General features: G+C 60.1%; 18 protein-coding genes. 11 read left to right on the top strand and 7 right to left on the bottom strand.

The genetic code is table 11. The features are described 5' to 3' along the window. The first annotated feature begins 185 nt into the window (after nucleotides 1-185). A complete protein-coding gene (locus CVS27_RS18805; protein WP_370739535.1) occupies nucleotides 186-1,712 on the top strand; it encodes a stealth family protein in 1,527 nt (508 codons plus the stop codon). 33 nt (nucleotides 1,713-1,745) lie between these two features. Here the strand turns inward: CVS27_RS18805 and CVS27_RS18800 are convergent, their stop codons facing one another. Continuing rightward, the gene (locus CVS27_RS18800; RefSeq protein ID WP_103467383.1) at nucleotides 1,746-2,687 is read right to left on the bottom strand and encodes a phosphodiesterase; all 942 of its coding nucleotides are present in this window, start codon (nucleotides 2,685-2,687) and stop codon (nucleotides 1,746-1,748) included. A 304-nt stretch (nucleotides 2,688-2,991) separates the two neighbouring features. Here CVS27_RS18800 and CVS27_RS18795 point away from each other — a divergent pair, with 304 nt between their 5' ends. Further along, nucleotides 2,992-4,449: an MFS transporter gene (locus tag CVS27_RS18795; protein ID WP_103467382.1), complete on the top strand. Its 1,458-nt coding sequence runs from the start codon at nucleotides 2,992-2,994 to the stop codon at nucleotides 4,447-4,449. Between the two features lie 121 nt (nucleotides 4,450-4,570). On the opposite strand, the gene CVS27_RS18790 is transcribed toward CVS27_RS18795, so the two are convergent. From CVS27_RS18790 to CVS27_RS21400, 3 genes are read right to left on the bottom strand one after another with little or no spacing between them, the layout of a single operon-like run. Next, nucleotides 4,571-5,506: a carbohydrate kinase family protein gene (locus CVS27_RS18790; RefSeq protein WP_103467381.1), complete on the bottom strand. Its 936-nt coding sequence runs from the start codon at nucleotides 5,504-5,506 to the stop codon at nucleotides 4,571-4,573. A gap of 41 nt (nucleotides 5,507-5,547) precedes the next feature. Further along, entirely contained in the window at nucleotides 5,548-6,678 is a 1,131-nt protein-coding gene (locus CVS27_RS18785; protein WP_279325129.1) for a glycoside hydrolase family 32 protein, read from the bottom strand. 18 nt (nucleotides 6,679-6,696) lie between these two features. Further along, nucleotides 6,697-6,918: an oxidoreductase gene (locus tag CVS27_RS21400; RefSeq protein ID WP_243400276.1), complete on the bottom strand. Its 222-nt coding sequence runs from the start codon at nucleotides 6,916-6,918 to the stop codon at nucleotides 6,697-6,699. 168 nt (nucleotides 6,919-7,086) lie between these two features. Between CVS27_RS21400 and CVS27_RS18780 the strand changes: the two genes are divergently transcribed. Beyond that, nucleotides 7,087-7,689, top strand: coding sequence for a TetR/AcrR family transcriptional regulator (locus CVS27_RS18780; RefSeq protein WP_103467380.1), 603 nt, complete (start codon nucleotides 7,087-7,089; stop codon nucleotides 7,687-7,689). 270 nt (nucleotides 7,690-7,959) lie between these two features. On the opposite strand, the gene CVS27_RS18775 is transcribed toward CVS27_RS18780, so the two are convergent. Further along, nucleotides 7,960-8,160, bottom strand: a complete 201-nt coding sequence (locus CVS27_RS18775; protein ID WP_370739534.1) for a hypothetical protein — start codon at nucleotides 8,158-8,160, stop codon at nucleotides 7,960-7,962. 190 nt (nucleotides 8,161-8,350) lie between these two features. On the opposite strand from CVS27_RS18775, the gene CVS27_RS18770 reads away from it, so the two are divergent. The 8 genes from CVS27_RS18770 (at nucleotide 8,351) to CVS27_RS18735 (ending at nucleotide 15,666) form a co-directional block, all read left to right on the top strand. Beyond that, a complete protein-coding gene (locus CVS27_RS18770) occupies nucleotides 8,351-8,824 on the top strand; it encodes a DUF6153 family protein (protein ID WP_243400277.1) in 474 nt (157 codons plus the stop codon). 106 nt (nucleotides 8,825-8,930) lie between these two features. Then, nucleotides 8,931-9,530 carry a DUF305 domain-containing protein gene (locus CVS27_RS18765; RefSeq protein WP_103467377.1) on the top strand — a complete coding sequence of 200 codons (600 nt, stop codon included), beginning with the start codon at nucleotides 8,931-8,933 and terminating at the stop codon, nucleotides 9,528-9,530. Between the two features lie 138 nt (nucleotides 9,531-9,668). Further along, nucleotides 9,669-10,508, top strand: coding sequence for a F510_1955 family glycosylhydrolase (locus CVS27_RS18760; RefSeq protein WP_306418516.1), 840 nt, complete (start codon nucleotides 9,669-9,671; stop codon nucleotides 10,506-10,508). A 187-nt stretch (nucleotides 10,509-10,695) separates the two neighbouring features. After that, a complete protein-coding gene (locus tag CVS27_RS18755; protein ID WP_103467407.1) occupies nucleotides 10,696-11,301 on the top strand; it encodes a helix-turn-helix domain-containing protein in 606 nt (201 codons plus the stop codon). Then, the gene (locus CVS27_RS18750; protein WP_103467375.1) at nucleotides 11,294-12,013 is read left to right on the top strand and encodes a B3/B4 domain-containing protein; all 720 of its coding nucleotides are present in this window, start codon (nucleotides 11,294-11,296) and stop codon (nucleotides 12,011-12,013) included. Before CVS27_RS18755 ends, CVS27_RS18750 begins: the two co-directional genes overlap by 8 nt. Beyond that, nucleotides 12,010-12,900, top strand: coding sequence for an EamA family transporter (locus CVS27_RS18745; protein WP_103467374.1), 891 nt, complete (start codon nucleotides 12,010-12,012; stop codon nucleotides 12,898-12,900). Before CVS27_RS18750 ends, CVS27_RS18745 begins: the two co-directional genes overlap by 4 nt. A 105-nt stretch (nucleotides 12,901-13,005) precedes the next feature. Beyond that, on the top strand, nucleotides 13,006-13,902 hold the full coding sequence (locus tag CVS27_RS18740) for a dihydrodipicolinate synthase family protein (protein ID WP_103467373.1): 897 nt from the start codon (nucleotides 13,006-13,008) through the stop codon (nucleotides 13,900-13,902). A gap of 912 nt (nucleotides 13,903-14,814) precedes the next feature. Beyond that, nucleotides 14,815-15,666: an NAD-dependent epimerase/dehydratase family protein gene (locus CVS27_RS18735; RefSeq protein ID WP_103467372.1), complete on the top strand. Its 852-nt coding sequence runs from the start codon at nucleotides 14,815-14,817 to the stop codon at nucleotides 15,664-15,666. 295 nt (nucleotides 15,667-15,961) lie between these two features. On the opposite strand, the gene CVS27_RS21395 is transcribed toward CVS27_RS18735, so the two are convergent. Together CVS27_RS21395 and CVS27_RS18725 are read right to left on the bottom strand one after the other, a co-directional pair. Continuing rightward, the gene (locus tag CVS27_RS21395) at nucleotides 15,962-16,111 is read right to left on the bottom strand and encodes an NUDIX hydrolase (protein WP_243400274.1); all 150 of its coding nucleotides are present in this window, start codon (nucleotides 16,109-16,111) and stop codon (nucleotides 15,962-15,964) included. A gap of 327 nt (nucleotides 16,112-16,438) precedes the next feature. Next, complete coding sequence (locus CVS27_RS18725; protein ID WP_103467371.1) at nucleotides 16,439-17,308, bottom strand: DUF1295 domain-containing protein; 870 nt, start codon at nucleotides 17,306-17,308, stop codon at nucleotides 16,439-16,441. Between the last annotated feature and the right edge of the window lie 99 nt (nucleotides 17,309-17,407).

Below are 17,407 nucleotides of genomic sequence, written 5' to 3'. Positions count from 1 at the left end.
CGACCGTAGCGGCCGGCACGGTTCGGCTGCGCCTGTCTTTTTGGTCCGCCCCCTGGCTCGCAAGGTCTATTATTCAAGGAGACCCCACTTTTTCAACACAGCAATTGGAGCGCCCCATTACAGATGTGACCGCCGCACATGATGTCTTCTACGGCAATCCGGCAACTGACGATGACATTGACCTCGTGGAGGAAACCCCGCGGTCCGCTGTCGCCCGCTTCAAGGACAGGCCCGACGTCGTCCGTCACCGCGGCAGGTACGTCCTGATCAACCGCGACCGCACGCCCAACGAGGCCATGGTGGATGATCTGCTGTTCATCCGCTCCGCCTTGGAGGCCGCACAACTGGACTACCTGCTGGTGCGCGGCAACGACGAGCGTCCCGTAATTTCCGTTGATTGGAAGGACCGGGCCGAGCTGCGCAAAGCACTCGTGGGCGCCTGCGCCAACGAACCGTTCTATGCAATGACCGTGGACGCGCGCAAGAAGTCGGCGTTGCTGGTGGCTGACGGAACACTGGCCAAGAACCGTAAATCCCGGATTCTGCGGCTGTACCGTCCGCGTTGGGAGCCCGACGGCGGCCTGGGCTACGGCGCATCGCTGGGGGTGCAGATAGAGCTGTGGAGCTTTGAGGGTGAGCAATTGATTCTGCCGGTGGAAAACTCGCTGACCCGGCGTACTTTGCTGGCTCAGGACGCTGTGCGCGGCACGGTGGAAAGGTACGGGCACGTTTGGCCGACCATTGAGAACATGTTCGCCGACCATGCCTCCGACATCGACTTCGACATCGACCTGGTCTTCTCCTGGGTTGATGGCAGCTCACCTGAATACATTGCCGCCCGGCGCGCCCGGATGAAGGGTGTGGTGGTGGGCGAAGGCGACGACCATGAGGCCCGGTTCCGGCAGATCGACGAGCTCAAGTACGCCCTGCGTTCTGTCTACACTTTTGCGCCATGGATCCGTCGCATCTTCATCGCCACCGACTCCCCCACCCCGTCTTGGCTGGCCGACCACCCCTCTGTGACGGTCGTTCGCAGTGAAGAATTCTTCGCCGACCCGTCGGTACTGCCCACGCACAATTCACAGGCTGTGGAGTGCCAGCTGCACCATATCGAGGGCCTGTCGGAGCACTTCCTCTACTCCAATGACGACATGTTCTTCGGCCGTCCCGTCAGCCCGGACATGTTCTTCACGCCCGGCGGCATCACGAAGTTCATCGAAGCGGAGACGAGGATCGGCCTCGGCGAGAACGACGCCGAACGCAGCGGCTTCGAAAACGCCGCCCGGGTGAACCGGAAGTTGTTGTGGGAACGTTTCGGGAGGATCACCACCCGTCACCTGGAACACGCTGCCGCGCCCCTGCGCAGGAGCGTCATGGCGCAGATGGAACGAGAATTCCCCGCGGAATTCAGTGCGACGGCGGCCAGTACCTTCCGTGCGGCGGAGAACATTTCCGTCACCAATTCGCTGTACCACTACTACGGGTTGCTCACGGGCCGTGCCGCGGTTCAAACCGGTGCCAAGGTGCGGTACATCGACACGACCGCGCGGTCCGGTTTGAACTACCTGCCCAAATTGCTCGCCAAACGCAACATGGACTTCTTCTGCCTCAACGACGGCAGCTTCCCGGAGGTCCCTGCCGCCGAACGCGCCGAATTGGTCACCGATTTCCTGCAGAAGTACTTCCCGATCACGGCGCCCTGGGAAAAGTAGCCCGCCCCTGCCGACCGACACAGCTCTTGGGGTTTAGCGCTGCGCCAGCCCTCGCCGTCGTACTTGGATTGGGATACCCGTGGTGCGCGGCGCATGGTCGGGGATGCGCACGCCGGCCGCACTGAGGCGCAGGCGTGTTTCCTCGGCGCTGACGTGCTCTCCAACGGTCGAGCCGGCGCCGAGCGGCACGGTTGAGTGGACAATGGTGTGCTCATACACGTGGACCAGGTTGAACGCCTGTCCGCCGTCTCGGCCGCGAGTGCCGCCGACCGGCACGTTCAGGTCCTGGGTGTAGCACGTGGCCGACGCGACGGACACTGGGATCCCGGCAAACATGGCGGTGGTCGAGTAGTGCAGGTGGCCGGCCAAAATGGTACGTACATCGGATCCGCGCAACACGGCCGCCAGCTCGGACTGCCGGCGCAGCTCGACCAGCACGGCCAGGTCCAACACGCTGGGGACCGGCGGGTGGTGGAGTGCCAGGATCGTGCCATCCGGAGCGGGAGTGGCAAGTTCCCCGGCCAACCACTCCAACTGGTCCGCACCCAGCTCGCCGTGGTGGAACCCCGGCACCGACGTGTCCAAGGTGATGACCCGCAGCCCGTTCAGGAAATAGCTGCGGTCTATGGGAGCGCTGTCTGCAGGCTCCCCCAGCAAGCCGGCACGGAAGTTTTCGCGATGGTCGTGGTTCCCCATGGCCCAAATCACCTCAGCCCCCATGGCCTTGCAGGCGGGCTCCACGATCCGGCGCAGCTTTGCGTAGGCCTCGGGCTCCCCCTTGTCGGTGAGGTCGCCGGTAAAAATGACCGCTTCCGGCCGGGCACCCGACGCCGTGATTTCGGCGAAGATTTGGCGCAACCGCTCCTCACTGTCCACGGCCCCGTACAGGGGATCCGGGCCGCCCAGCAGGTGGGTGTCGCTCAAGTGAAGCAGGAAGTGGCGCGGCCTGGGATGTTCGGCCTCGATGAAGTCCATGACTGCCTTAATGGTCGGTTGGATGCGGCGACTGCCCCATTCCCCTCATATAGCTCTATCCAACCACCGTCCGGGTGAACTGGAGGCTAACACGGCCGAGAATTTGGAATAACATCTCTGATGCACAGGCTTTAATGTGGCTGGCGCGCCACTCCCTGGCCACTGAACAATTCCAGCCCGTGGACAACAGGCCTGGGCGGGAATAGATTGGGGCAGCAACCGATTGCCAACTATAGAACATCATTGTTCAGCCATCATCACCACTGGACGGTTAGCGGTCCCACCTGCTCCCACGAAAGAAGCAATGCGCCAAACTCTCAACCACGCTATAGTTCAGCGGGCATGGCCGCTCATTGCCGTCTTGGCAGTAGCTGGCGCGTCCGCGTCATTCATGTTCACCTTGGTGGTGCCAATCCAGGCTCAACTGCCGGAGCTGTTGAAGTCGCCTCGGGAAGCAACAGCCTGGGTCGTGACCATCACACTTCTGACCTCGGCTGTGGCAACGCCTATTTCCGGGCGACTGGGCGACCTCTTTGGCAAGCGCAAGGTCATCATGTTGCTTCTGATCGCCTTGATCATCGGCAACATTCTGGCAGCAGCCTCCACCAATTTGACTGTGCTGCTGGTGGGCAGGGGGCTGCAGGGACTGATGACCGGCGTCATTCCGCTGGGCATTGCCGTCCTCCGCGACCAATTGCCGCCGAAGCGCATTGGCGGTGCGGTGGCACTGATTAGCGGTTCGTTCGGGTTTGGGGCCGCACTGGGCCTGCCCATCAGCTCCTTTATCGCCGAAACCATGGACTGGCACGCCCTGTTCTGGACCGCTGCGGTACTCGGGCTGGCCCTGCTGGCACTGGTGGCTTGGATTGTCCCGAGGGACACGGTGTTTGCCACGGGCGGCTTTGATTACATCGGCGCCATTGGCTTGTCGGCTGGCTTGACCGGAATTCTCGTGGCGATCGCGCAAGGCAACGCGTGGGGCTGGGCATCGCCAGCCACCCTGGCCTTCGGGGGTGGCGGTGTCGTGGTGCTCCTGACCTGGGGCGCCTTTGAAATGCGCCTGAAGAATCCGGTGGTTGACCTGCGGGTGGCAGCACGCCCCACCGTTCTCATGACCAATCTGGCATCGGTCGCCCTAGGATTCGCCTTCTTTTCATCAGCCGTGCTGTTTCCTCAAATTCTGCAATTGCCCACCAGCACCGAAATCGGGCTGGGCATGTCCCTGATGTCAATCGGGTTCATTCTTGCCCCTGCGGGTCTGGTTCAGATTGCGATGGCACCGATGGCCGCGCGACTGAACCGCAATGTTGGCGGCCGGGCCACTTTGGTGACCAGCGCCGTCGTCATCTCCTTCGCCTATGTGTTGGCTCTGCTGGCAGCCACCGAAATCTGGCAGATCCTTCTCGCCAACGCCCTTGTTGGGGCTGGCATCGGCATCGGCTACGCGTCCATGCCCATGCTGATTATGGGAGCCGTGCATTCAACGGAGACTGGGGCGGCGAATGGTTTGAATTCCCTGATGAGGGCTTTGGGCACGGGGAGCGCCGCAGCCGTCATGGGCGCCATTCTCGCAGGATCCAGCGCGGGCAATTCAGCACCCACCGCGGCCGGGTTCCAGCTGGGGTTTGCCATAGCACTCGGCGCAACAGTGACTGCCGGAGTCCTTGCGTTGTGCATTCCCAAACCGTTGCCAATCCATGCACGGGCCATGGACGTCTCCGTACGGGAAACGGAGTTGGAAGAAAACGTTTCCCAACACTGACCACTCCTCGCGAGTAGACAGCGAAAAAACCTACCGCCTCATGCTTGCAGGATTCCCGGAGCGCTCGTGGCCGCCCGGGGGCGTCCTCCGCTGCAGAACACCCCGGGATCAGGTGGGCTGGCTACTTGGCTGCCGATGCTTCCAGCTGGGAGCGCAGTTCCTCTTTGGTGGGAGGATTTGCTCCCGGACGCCGCACCGTAATGGCTGCGGCCATGGTGGCAGTCCGGCCCAGCTGGTCCAGCACGGCCGGTGACAGGCCGTCGGTCCCACGGGTCAGCAGTCCCATGATCAGGGCTGCCATATAGGAGTCGCCGGCGCCAATAGTGTCCGCGACGGTGGATTTCACTGAAGGGATGGCCAGTCGGGTCCCGGGTGTGGCGAGCAGTGATCCTTGTGATCCTTGCGTAATGACTGCCAGCCCCGCACCCAAGCCCAGAAGGTGTTTGCTTATGTCCTCCAGGTTCTTGCGGGGATAGAGCCATTTGGCATCCTCATCGCTCAACTTAACGACGTCCGTGAGGTCGATGAGCTCCTCAAAAATCGACAGGGCCTCGGCGTGGCTTCCTAGCAGTGTGGGCCGAATATTGGGGTCGTAGGTGATGGTGCAGGCGTGACGGTACTTCTGCAGGAGTGTTTTGACAGCGCCGGCACCTGGTGAAAGGAATGTGGCTATCGAGCCGGTGTGGAGCACCTTGGGAGTGGATGCCGGGGCAACCGTTCCCAAGTCCCAGATCACGTCGAAGTCGTAACTGGCTGATCCGTCCTCAGCCAGTGTTGCCGTGGCCGAGGAAGTTCTGTCTTGGGAGTAGGAGCCTGGCAGCAGCGTCACGCCGACGCTGCGCAGGTGCGTCTCAATGGCGGCACCGCGGTCGTCGTTGCCCAGGGCGGTCATCAGGCCAGCGGCGACGCCTAGGCGGCCTAGCCCGTAGGCCACGTTGGCGGGTGATCCGCCGGGGTGTTCACTCGTTCGGTCAGGCGAAATAACGACGTCGATGAGGGCTCCGCCAACGACCACCACGTCCAGGACGTCACGGGACGTCACGGGACGGGAAAGCATGCTTGGGGAGGTTCATGTGTTCTCTCTTTGGGGTTCCGCTATCAGGCCCAGCGCGTGAGGTTGAGTCCACACACAGTTGCCGTGCCCTCAGTAGCGTAGAGGGCCACATCAGTGCTGGTGGCCAAGGGGAAAATCAACTCCGTCAAGGTGACGAGCCCGCCCTGAGCGAAAATTTCCACGGAGCAGTGATCCACATAGACGCTCAGTTGGTAGGAACCGTCGATGGGCTGAAGCGGAGCCGAGTCGATTGACGCAAACGATTCGTGAAAGTCGGCCAACCCTGAATCTCGGCGGTCAACAAAGATGCGTCCGTCAGCGGGGCGGATGCCGATGCGGGTCCCCTGCGTTCCGTCACTGCGGACAAGGAGCCCGAATTCCTCCGCTGTTCCCGGCGTGAAAGTCAGCTCGATGTGCTGAACGCTGCCGTCAGCGCCGTCGAGGACGAGTGTCTCGCTGGTAATGCTGGCCTCTTCAAGCTCGAACACAGGACCCCGACCGGACACTGCGGCGAGGTCCAGCGCAAGGTGTTGTGCCAAGCGCAGCGTGCCGTCGATGGCGTGCAGGGAGATTTCACGGGCCAGTGACATGGGGCTTCGCCACGGGGCTGTGGGGATCTCATTGGCGTACTGCCAGTTGTTCATCCAGGCGATCATGAGTCGGCGGTTGTCGGGTGCATCGCTGAAAGATACGGCGGCATAGTAGTCCCGGCCCCAGTCCAGCCACTGGTATTCAGCTAGCCGGGCAGGATCCTGCGTGCCTTCTGTGACAGTGGTGAAAGTAGTGAACGTTGTCCCATCGAAGTCGCCGACGAAATACTGCCCGGCAGAGCCGCCGTTGGGTCCTCCCGGGTTCAAGTTCACGACCAGAACCCATTTGATGTTCTCCGGGTCGCCGTCTACGGGAAGGGGAAAGAGGTCGGGGCATTCCCAGACGCCGCCGGTCGCGTTGGCCGGCCCGAAGCTGCTGAGCAGTTCCCAGTCCTTGAGGTTCTCGGACTTGTAGAGAACGACTTGGAAGTCCGTGGCTTCCACGGCAACCATGACCCAATAGCTTCCGGCGGCACCATCGTAGTGGAACACCTTCGGGTCCCGGAATTCGGCGGATCCGCGGCTCAGCACCGGGTTGTTGGTGTGTTTGGTCCAGGTGTAGCCGCCGTCCAGGCTGTAGGCCAGTGACTGGGCTTGGATGCCTTAGTGGGCGGAGCTGGGCTTGAAGGCGCTGGTGTACACGGCGACCAGCGGAGCCTGGGTTGCGGAACCGAATCCACTGATCTGTCCGTAGTACATGGCGGCAAGGCCACCCGGGGTGCCATCGGGATGGGCACGGTTGCGGGTCATGGGTGCCAGCGCCAATCTGTGCGGAAGCTCCAGACGGCCTAGTGTGAACGGTTGCCAGAGGGAAGACAAAGCCATGGGAATAGTCCTTATGTTCGAGTCGATCATGGACGTCGGTACTCCGGGCCACCCAGATGGGTTATCAGTTCCCTCGTGGGAGAATGATTGAACACATATCCGAGCACACGCGGTACCGACTACACTCATAACTGAGCATAATCATTCTCTATTTCCGGAAGGAACCATATGGCTGTCGCCTCCCAACCAATCGGCCGGCGCGAGCGAAACAAACAGGCCAAACTCGACCGGATAGTGGCTGCCGCCCGCGAGCTCTTTGCCGATCATGGCGTTGATGAGGTCACCACGCAGCAAATCGCCGACAAGGCAGACATTGGCGCCGGAACCCTCTTCCTTTATGCCAAATCAAAAGGCGAGCTGCTACTGCTCGTCCAAAACGCCAGCTACGCGGCAGCACTCAACAAGGGCCAGGCTGCCGCCAAATCAATATCGGACACCCTTGAGGCGGTCATGGCGATCATCCGTCCGGTGGTGGAATGTAACCGCACCCAGGTCGAAAACAGTCGAACCTACCTGCGAGAAATGGTTTTTGGTGACCATGAGGAACCGCACCACCACGACGCCCTGCGGCTCTCGGCCCAGACCGAAGAAGCCATCGCCGAGGTGTTGGGGCGAGACAAGCAAATTCAATCCGCAAATGCGGGCACGCTCGCGCACATCATCTCCGCGGTTATGTTCCTGAGCATGGCCATCAGCATTAACGCCGCCAAGACCGTCAATGAGCTCCTACAAGAACTCAAAATACAAATCCGGGTCTTGCTGCAGGGGTGATCCCGCCGAGGCAACGTAAACCTGCCTCCTCGGCAGACGGATTGAACTGATCATCGCAAAACCTCGCGATGATGGAGGTGATCGATGGACCATGGACAAAGTGGCGAATTGGGCTGTGGGTCCGGCCATGACGTTCACTCATGGCGTACGAGCTCAAGCAATGAAACTAAACTGCTAATTGGACGACAGCCGCAGTCGCAAGCTTCGTCTATTGGTGCCTTCAACGCGAGCCGGTGTGCCCCAAATTCGGGCGTGCACGGTACCTCTTTACTACCATTCCACTGCCATCGGGGACTGCTTTTCCAGCGGGTCTCCTAGGGCGATGGCGCCGCCGTCGTTATTGACAATGCCGTTATCCAGGCCCAGCTGGCGCATCACTGCCAGCGATTGGCTGGCAAAGGATTCGTTGAGTTCGAAGGCGCCTAGGTCAGCCAGGTTCCAGCCGACACGGGCCGAGGTTGGCATCGCCACCGGCGCCGGCACCGATGGCGCCATGGAATCGGCAGGGGTGGCGCTCAACGCCCAACTGCTCCGCCGCCTCAAGCTCAGCCCGGCAGACATCCACTAGGAACGCTTGAAGCTCTCACCCAGCTTGGGCCCGTACAATTCACAACCACTAGATAGCTTCCAGCGGAACAACTGAAAGGACCCCACCGTGCGCATGCCTTATGACTGGCCAACTGCGGGGCCCATCGTGCGCTGGGCCGGGTTGCTCGCCGTCGTGCTAGCCATCATCGGCGGCATCATGGGAATGCATGTGGTCAATGGTCCGCCGGCCGTCTCCGCTGCACCATCAAGCATGACTGCCGCCATGATGACACACACCCTGACCGAGCAATCAAGCACTCCTGTCCACCTCGCTGCAGAATCCGGCCACTCGACCAGTGCCTCCGCACTGGGACAAGTCAATGCCGTGCCCGAATGCGACTGCTCCCCCGCTGGCTGCGCCGCCGCCATGGCAATGCACGGAGACTGCACCCCGATTATCAGCTCCCCTGTGCTCCATGTTCCTCTCCCAGGAACGCTCAGCACCCATGCTCCCGGAACAGGGTTCGCCGTCGTTCCTGGGCCCAAATCGTCGGATCGCATTCCCGATCCTCCATCGCTCGAGAAACTCTCGATCAGCAGAACGTAAACCGATGATCGGCCCGTATATCTTTCACGGGTCCTCATTGACGCGCCCTCAAACGGGGTGCGACTGCCAAAAAATCGAAGAGCTGTAAGTGAAGGACTGTATTGTCATGAAAAAACCACTGATTATTTCCGCAACCGTTGTTGCCGCCATGATTGCACTAGCCGGTTGTTCCACAGGGACAGACGGAGGATCCATGCCCGGCATGAACCACGGCACCTCGACGACATCAACGCAACCGTCGGTCTCCGGCACCGAACACAATGCCGCGGACACGATGTTCGCCCAAATGATGATCCCCCACCACGTCCAAGCCGTGGAAATGAGCGACATCATGCTCGCCAAGAAAGACCTCGACGCCAAGATCAAGGCGCTGGCCGAAGAAATCAAGGCTGCCCAGGATCCGGAAATCACGAAGATGACCACCTGGCTGACCGGGTGGTCCGAACCGACCGCCATGGCCGGCAGCCACTCCATGAACGGCATGATGACCTCGGCCGACATGAACAAGCTCAAGGCCGCTGAGGGCGCGGAGGCCAGCCAGCTGTTCCTGACCCAGATGATCGCCCATCATGAAGGGGCCGTGGAGATGGCCAAAAACGAGGTCACGGACGGGAAAAATGCTGATGCGGTGGCCTTGGCAAAGAGCATCGTTTCCTCCCAGGAAGCCGAGATCAATGTCATGGAAGACCTGCTCGCCACCCTATAGGACCCCGCTCAGTACATTTTTCGGTGGTGGATCTGAAATTCTTTAGATCCACCATCCTCCATCCTCTCTTCCCCAGTTTCTTTGGAGTCCCCTTTGCAACCCCGTACATCCCTTTTTTGTGCCCGCCGATCCGCCGTGGTGTCATTGTTGGCAATCCCACTGCTCCTGGCGGGATGCACCAGCGCCCGGTCCCCGGCTGCTGAACCGACCCCGAATGCCGAAGCACTGAGCCATGTGCATGGCATCAGTGTTGACCCGGCATCCACGAGAATCCTGCTTGCCACCCACGACGGCTTATACGATGCCACCGGGGACCCCGCCGTCAAAGTCGGCGATTCCAACATCGACCTGATGGGGTTCGCTGCCACCGCCGAACCTGACGTGCTCTACGCCTCCGGCCATCCCGGGCCCGGGTCCTCGCTACCGAACCCAGTTGGGCTCATACGGTCCGACGACGCAGGAAAGACCTGGGAGTCGGACTCCAGGGCCGGCGAGTCCGACTTCCACGCACTCACCGTCAGCGGCCACACAATAGTGGCCTTAGACGGTCATTTGCGCACCAGCACAGACGGAACCAGCTGGTCGACGTCCTCAGCGACTTTTACCCGGGCTGCGCTGACCGGCAGCCCGGCCTCAACGGTCGTGTTGGCGACGACGGAGAATAGGGTGCAGCGCTCCACCGATAGTGGCACAACATGGCAAGCTGTGCCGAAAAGTCCCATCATCCAATATGCAGCCCTGGTCAGATCTACGAACAAGGCCCCCACTGACGCCGTCGGCATCGCCCCGGACGGCAGCGTCTTCGTCTCCGACGACACAGCACTGACCTGGACCACGTCCGGCACGATCACTGGACAGGTTGAGGCCCTCACCGCCGCTGAAAGTGAGACGGGAGAGCTAACGATCTGGGCAGCCACGACCACAGCCGTCCAAGTCTCCACCAACGGCGGAGCAACATTCCGCCCCGCTGTTTCCTAGATCCATGAGCACAACGAGACCACCGTCGATCAGGGCCAGAACCGGCCTCCGAAGTCGCCTCAAGGGATCTCCACCGTCAGCCGTACTCCCCGCTGGTATCGCCCCTGAATCAGAACCGCCTGGGTGCCATCCCAACTTAAGGTCGCAAACGTAGCGCACTGCACTCATAGTGCAGTATGCTGCACTCATGGAGTCATCGACAGAATTGCTGGCGCGCACCATTGGTGCCCGGGTGAAGCAGGAGCGACAGTCACGAAAGTGGACCCTTGATCAACTTGCAGGCCATGCAGGGGTGAGTCGGCGAATGGTGGTGAATGTCGAGCAGGGTACCGCCAATCCGAGCGTGGGGACGCTCTTGAGGTTGAGTGACGCTCTCGGCTTGGGCCTTCCGGCGCTCGTTGAGCCCCCGACACCGAAGCAGGTTAAACTCACGCGCAATGGAGAGGGCGCCGCATTGTGGACGGGTGATCTGGGTGGACGTGGCCTGCTAGTGGCGGGAACCTCATCCCCTGATGTTGTTGAGTTGTGGGATTGGACGCTGATGCCGGGAGAACAGCATTCAAGTGATCCGCATACCGAAGGTACGCAAGAGCTACTTCAAATCCTCGCCGGTGAAGTCACCATCAAGGTTGGCTCCCAAACCTTCGTACTCACTCAGGGAGACGCCATGTCATTCCCCGGCGATGAATCCCATGCGTACATCAACGCGGCTGCCCATCCGGCTCGTTTCACCCTCACGGTCTTTGAACCTGGTGTCGGCACGGCGCACAGAACGGAAAACCTCGATGTCTAGAGCAGATTCGCATGAACACTTCTTGGACGCTGCAAGCGTCGAGCCGGCAGTGTTTGCGCTGCGTCCCGACTATCGAGCACTGCTGCTGGTCGTTGATGGATTACAGGCCGCCCCCAGCAATCCTGCCAGCGAGGAACTTCTCGACCTCGCCGAGGCCCACGCACGCACACTCCTGGGTGAATGCGCGGTGGAGGAATTGCCGCACGTCGCTGCCTGGCGTGAAGCGTACCGCGCGTTTGGCGCGAAGCCGCAGCGCACACGCAACAGTCTGGAAGCACTCACCCGACGAGCCGGTGAGAAACTTCCCCGGGTGAATGCGCTCACCGACATTTACAACGCGATCTCCCTTCTGCACCAGGTACCGATTGGCGGGGAAGACCCCGACTTATACCAGGGCCCGGCCCGTCTCGTACGAGCCACTGGCGACGAGCACTTCGAAGCGTTCGCCAACCACGCACCAGTAACCGAGCACCCGAGCCCGGGAGAAGTTATCTGGCGCGATGACCTCGGCGTGACGTGCCGTCGATGGAACTGGCGACAAGGACCCCGAACAGGACTCTCTGACCAAACCGAAACAGCCCTCTTCATCTTCGACGCCCTAGACCCAATGACCAATGAGGCTCTACACGCCGCGGCTGCGGACCTCACCACCGCCCTTACCCTCGCGAGTCCCGGCGTGACCGTGTCCCAGCGATTGATGTCCGCACAATGACCGGTCAAACGAAAACGCCACTACCGCCGTGGTCAATGGCCGTGGCGGCCATGTTCCTGATTCAACTCAGCTCCGCGCTCTCGGTAGGCCTCATTGAGCAAGTTGGGGCGGCGGGGACCGCCTGGCTGCGGCTGGCCATGGGCGGGGTGATCTTCTTGCTGATCGCCAGGCCACCCCTCAAGCGCATACGCCGGCAAGATGTACCCTCGCTCCTCGGGTTAGGAGCCGCAAGCGGGCTGATGTCCGTCGCTTTTCTTTCAGCGATTGAGCACATCCCACTCGGTACCGCCGTCGCGATTGAGTTCCTGGGGCCACTCACCGTTGCCGCCATTCGCAGCGGAAGCGCACGGATGCTCACCTGGCCGGCGCTAGCCCTCGTCGGCGTCGTGCTTCTGACGGAGCCCTGGCACGGGGAAGTCAATCTCCTCGGAATCGGCTTCGCCCTCTTGGCAGGTGTCGGGTGGGGAAGTTACATCATGCTCACTCAACATGTTGGAGACCGCTTCTCCGGGATCAGTGCCCTGTCGATGACCATCCCCATCGCCGCTGTGATGGCAGCATTCGTCGGGGCACCCCAGGTCATCGCTCATTTCGACTGGCGCGTGCTGCTGGTCGCAGTCGGGTTGGCCTTGCTCGCCCCCGTGCTGCCGTTCGGCTTGGAAATGCAGGCACTTCGCCGGATGACGCACACAGCCTTCGGAACGTTGATGGCGCTTGAACCTGCCATCGGCGTGCTGCTGGGCCTGCTGGTGCTCCATCAGGTTCCCTCGGCAATTCAGGGAGTGGGCATTGTGCTCGTTGTCCTTGCCGGGGCCGCCGCACAACGCAGCGGCACCCGCACACCCAAATATGATCCTGTGCCGCCTGCGGTGGGGCCAGCATCATGACAACCAATCCAAGGTTCAGTTCCACGTTCATCGTTGAGGCCAAGCACTTGGACACGGAAATCCATGACTCAGCCTCGAGCATGCAGCACTGAAGGAGTAGCCAACATGTTTACAGGACTCAGCGCCTTTCCCCTCACCCCCTTGGCAAACGATGAAGTGGATTTCCCATCGTTCATTCGAATCATCGAACGGCTCGCGGCATCGGGCACCGACTCGATCACAGCACTCGGATCAACTGGCTCTTACGCATACCTCACCAATGCTGAACGGGCGAAGGTAACGCACCTGTCTGTGGAGCACGCCGGCGGCATACCGGTGTTCATCGGCGTCAGTGCGCTACGTACCTCTCAGGTGTTGACAAACGTCAATGAAGCCCAACGAGCTGGTGCGGCAGCCCTGTTGCTGGCCCCCATGACCTACCAGCCACTCACTGCAGATGACGTATTTGGGCTCTACAAGGCGGTATCAGGGAACACTGATCTTCCCATCATCGTCTACGACAATCCCAACACCACTCATTTCACCTTCACCCGCGAGCTGTATGGGCGCATCGCCCATCTTCCTGGTATCGCTTCGATCAGGATCCCCGGCGTCCCGACATGCCCCGCCCAAGCCAGAAAACACCTTCAAGCCATCCGAGCCATGGTTCCCAGTCATGTCACGATTGGCGTGTCAGGCGATGCCTTCGCCGCACCCGGACTCAATGCAGGATGTGAGGCGTGGTACTCAGTCGTCGGCGGCACACTGCCCCGCCTCGCCCTGCGAATGACCCGCCTGGCACAAGAAGGGCACGCGGATGAAGCGACCGCCGAATCAGAACGGCTCGCACCGCTGTGGAGTTTGTTCACAGAGTTCGGTGGAAGTCTGCGTGTCATTGCTGCCATAGCAGAGCACCTCAGCCTCGTGCAGAACAACAGCCTGCCGTTGCCAATCCAAGGCCTGAACCCGAACCAGCGAACCCGCGTTGCCGAAGTGGTGAAAGCACTGGGCCTTGCCGCGTAACAATGGATACCACCAAGCGGTCCCGAATGAGCAACTACACCGATGCCCAGTGAGCCCAACGGTCCTGTCACATCTGAAGCGACAAATCGGCCCGTCGATAGAGAATTATTACCGATACAGCAGAACGAATACCCGCATATCCGCGACGGCGGCACAGAGCGGGACGGATCCTGGGCGTATCTGCCGAGTCCCCCAAGGGTGCTCAAGTCCTCACACAAAATTCACGCATGGTGGGGAACCAATGGGACAGGATGCAAAATCGAGCTTGAATGACTCCCCAACGCGTCCGGCCAAGGTTCCCCTGCACGACATGGAATCACTGACATTCTTCGTCTAGGTCCTACGGCCTGGCGTCTCGAAATCTGACCGGCTTACTGGACACTTCGCTGGCTATTTCCTCACGGTTCCTTCGTGGTGTTCTCTTGTCTTGCTGGACTGTTTTCTTCCCAAACGACCGCCCCTGAACGGTTGATGACTGCCGCAATTTATCTCCATTCATGGCTAAAGGTAACAAGTGTCTGCTGCCATGAAAAACTGCCCATAGGCGGCCACGAAACTGCCCACTGCCAGCGGGCAAAAAACCTGACCGCTGGTGGATAGATACACATGACCCTTGACAAGCAATCTGACGACGGGATACATGGGTCCTCGCAACGTCCCGTAGCGAGTTCGATACACGGATGCTTGGGTGTGGTCGTTGGCTCCGGGTCGTGAACTGGATCTGAATGTGATTGAGATCAACGCATGGAATCACGGCTGTCACGACGCCTCCGCCTTCCAGCGGGCTCCGCTGCGTACACAAACCGGTTTGTATTGACCTCTGCGCCGGGCAGAGACCCGGTCGGTTAGACGGCCGGATGTCAGGTTGATTTCGATGACTGCGGCGGGGAGGTGTTCTGGCACGATAGTCCCATGACTATCTTGATTGTGGGTTGCGGAGACCTTGGAACGGAAATAGGGCTTCGACTCGTCGCGTCTGGGCAAGACGTTGTTGCATGGCGCCGTAGGGCCGATGTGCTCCCCCAAGAATTTGAACGTGTATCCGTAGATTTGGCTAACCATCTCCCAACTATCCCTAAGAGCGTCCGTACCGTTATCGTGGCCGTCGCCGCTGATAGTTACACCGAAGAGGCCTATCATCTGGCGTATAAGTCAGGGCTGACAAATGTTCTGAATGCCCTCGAGCGGGATCAGATTAAGCCAGAAAAGGTGCTCCTGATCTCGTCTACGACTGTCTACGGAAACACAACTGGCCATGTCGATGAAACCACGCTTGCCACACCTAATTCTTTCAGCGGCAAAATTACTCTGGAATCAGAGGCAATTCTTCACGCCCGATACGCGGATACTTCAACGAACAGTATTGTCTTGCGCCTGGCCGGCATCTACGGTCCGGGCCGGACTCGACTCATCGACCTCGTGAGAAACCAGACAGCCGTCATCCCTGACAGTCCTCGCATGACAAATCGCATTCATCGCGACGACGCCGCAGCCGCAGCAGTTCACCTACTAACGGTTCCCAACCCCAGTGACCTCTATCTCGGCGTAGACGAACACCCCGTAGATCTGGGAGAAGTCTTGCGCTTCCTTGCTCACGAAATGACCTATGACGAACCACCAACAGGGTCGGTGTCCAACGCCCGCGGCGGCGACAAACACTGTTCGAACACTCGTTTGAAAGACAGCGGATTCCAGTTCGCGTTCCCTAGCTACATCGAGGGCTACAGGTCACTGCTAGCCGGGATCGGTACAAGGCACCCCTGATCGGGTCTGCCCCGGCTTCTCTCCAAGAAGTTCAAATTCTCTTCCGACCAACGTCCGCTCTTCAATACGTTCAGGAGTACTGGCCCTAGGTGACAACGCAAGATCCGCCGGCAGGAAATCTAGGACGACCTCTTCAATTTCGGAAGCGAGTAACGGCCGTGCACTTTCAGCCCCGTGAACGGCCCGAACGACCTCACCCAAGAAATTTCAGCGAGCAGCATACCCAGTACCGACGGTGGGGAATCCTCGCTACTGATCACTCTCAGCCTGAAAGGAGGCTACGCCGGAACTCCGGTCACGCAGCAGCGAATGCGGGGTGCAGCGGGCGTTGGGCAACTTCCGGAAGCGACACAGATTCAAGGGCTAGGCTTTTCGGGTCACTGATGACGGCTTCGAAGGGAACCATTGCGTTGACCACCACGGTGGTGTAGCGCCCGTAGTCCACATCGAAGACCTAGGTGAAGCGCCGTTCCACGTTCTCACGTGCAACTCCTGCCACTTCCCACGCAATGCCCGTGCGCGGCGCGTTCGCTTTGGTGGAGCGGCTCCTCCTGGCAAGCTCCAGGTGCCGGCCGTGGTGAGACCAGATAGGCCGGTATTGGAGCAAAACTCCGCGGTCCGCGTCGAACACTTAGAGTCCAGTGGAGCCAAAGGTACCCCAAAACTTCCCAGCCGCACCGTCCACCCAGGCATCGCCAGCATCACGTTTTGCCCCCAGGGGGCCGGGCACTCAGGCCCCGCCGCAGCGTCAAGGAAATGTTCGCCGGTGGGTCTAGAAGAACTTCGGGATCAGCACTGGTGTCTTCCCCTTGTAGTCCTCGTAGTCGGTCTGTCCGCCCCACTTGGATTCCGCCTTCTTTTCCAGCAACGGCACGCCGCTGACCTTGGTCAGCAGCAAGATGACAAAGACCGGTGAGATGAGCGCAATGTTCTGCCAGCCTTCCAGTGCGGGGAAGGCAATGATGGCCACACCGATCCACAAGAGAATCTCGCCAAAATAGTTGGGGTGGCGAGAGACGGACCACAGACCTGTGGCAATGAATTTGCCCCTATTTGCAGGGTCGGCGTTGAAGCGTGATTTTTGCTGGTCAGCGATGATTTCCATGCCGAATCCCAGCACCCACAGAACAAATCCGACGAGTGCGAAGCCATCAAGCGGTACTGATTTTTCGGAAGTCATGGCGACCCACGCCGCCGCGGCCGTGAACGTGACCCATAGTCCTTGAATAGTCCAGACATTCAAGAACCGGACAAAAGAGGGTTTGAGTGCATCAAAGCGATCATCCTTACCGGCCTTGCTGATACGCCGGAACAAGAAGATGCCTAGCCGTAAGGTCCACACCAAAACCAGGGCACCCAAGACCAGGGATCGCGCGTCGAGCTCGGGGGTCGCCAGGAGGATCATCACGGTGATGGAAACATAGGTCAATGTTCCGGTGATGTCATAGAACTTCTCGGTTTGCTTCATGAAGGAGGGAATGAAGACGATCCACTGGATCGCGATGGCAGCTCCTACCGCGAGCGTGAAGGTGGGGATAGCTCCGATGAAGCTACCGCCACTGCTGCCAGCCAGTGCAAGTAGCGCTCCGATCAACAAAACCACGGCAAAGATAGCGAGCGCCTGACGATCGGACTGTTTCATGGGAGGTGACCTCTCTTGACTGCGGGCTGTAGTCGGAGACTCCACTGGTGGCGAAAATCCCCATGCATACACTCTAGCTTCTTCAAATTGGTTTGATGA

This window comes from Arthrobacter glacialis (assembly GCF_002909445.1).
Classification (GTDB): Bacteria; Actinomycetota; Actinomycetes; order Actinomycetales; family Micrococcaceae; genus Specibacter; species Specibacter glacialis.
Note: the sequence above shows the minus strand (reverse complement) of the source record. Positions and strands in the feature narration are given on the sequence as shown.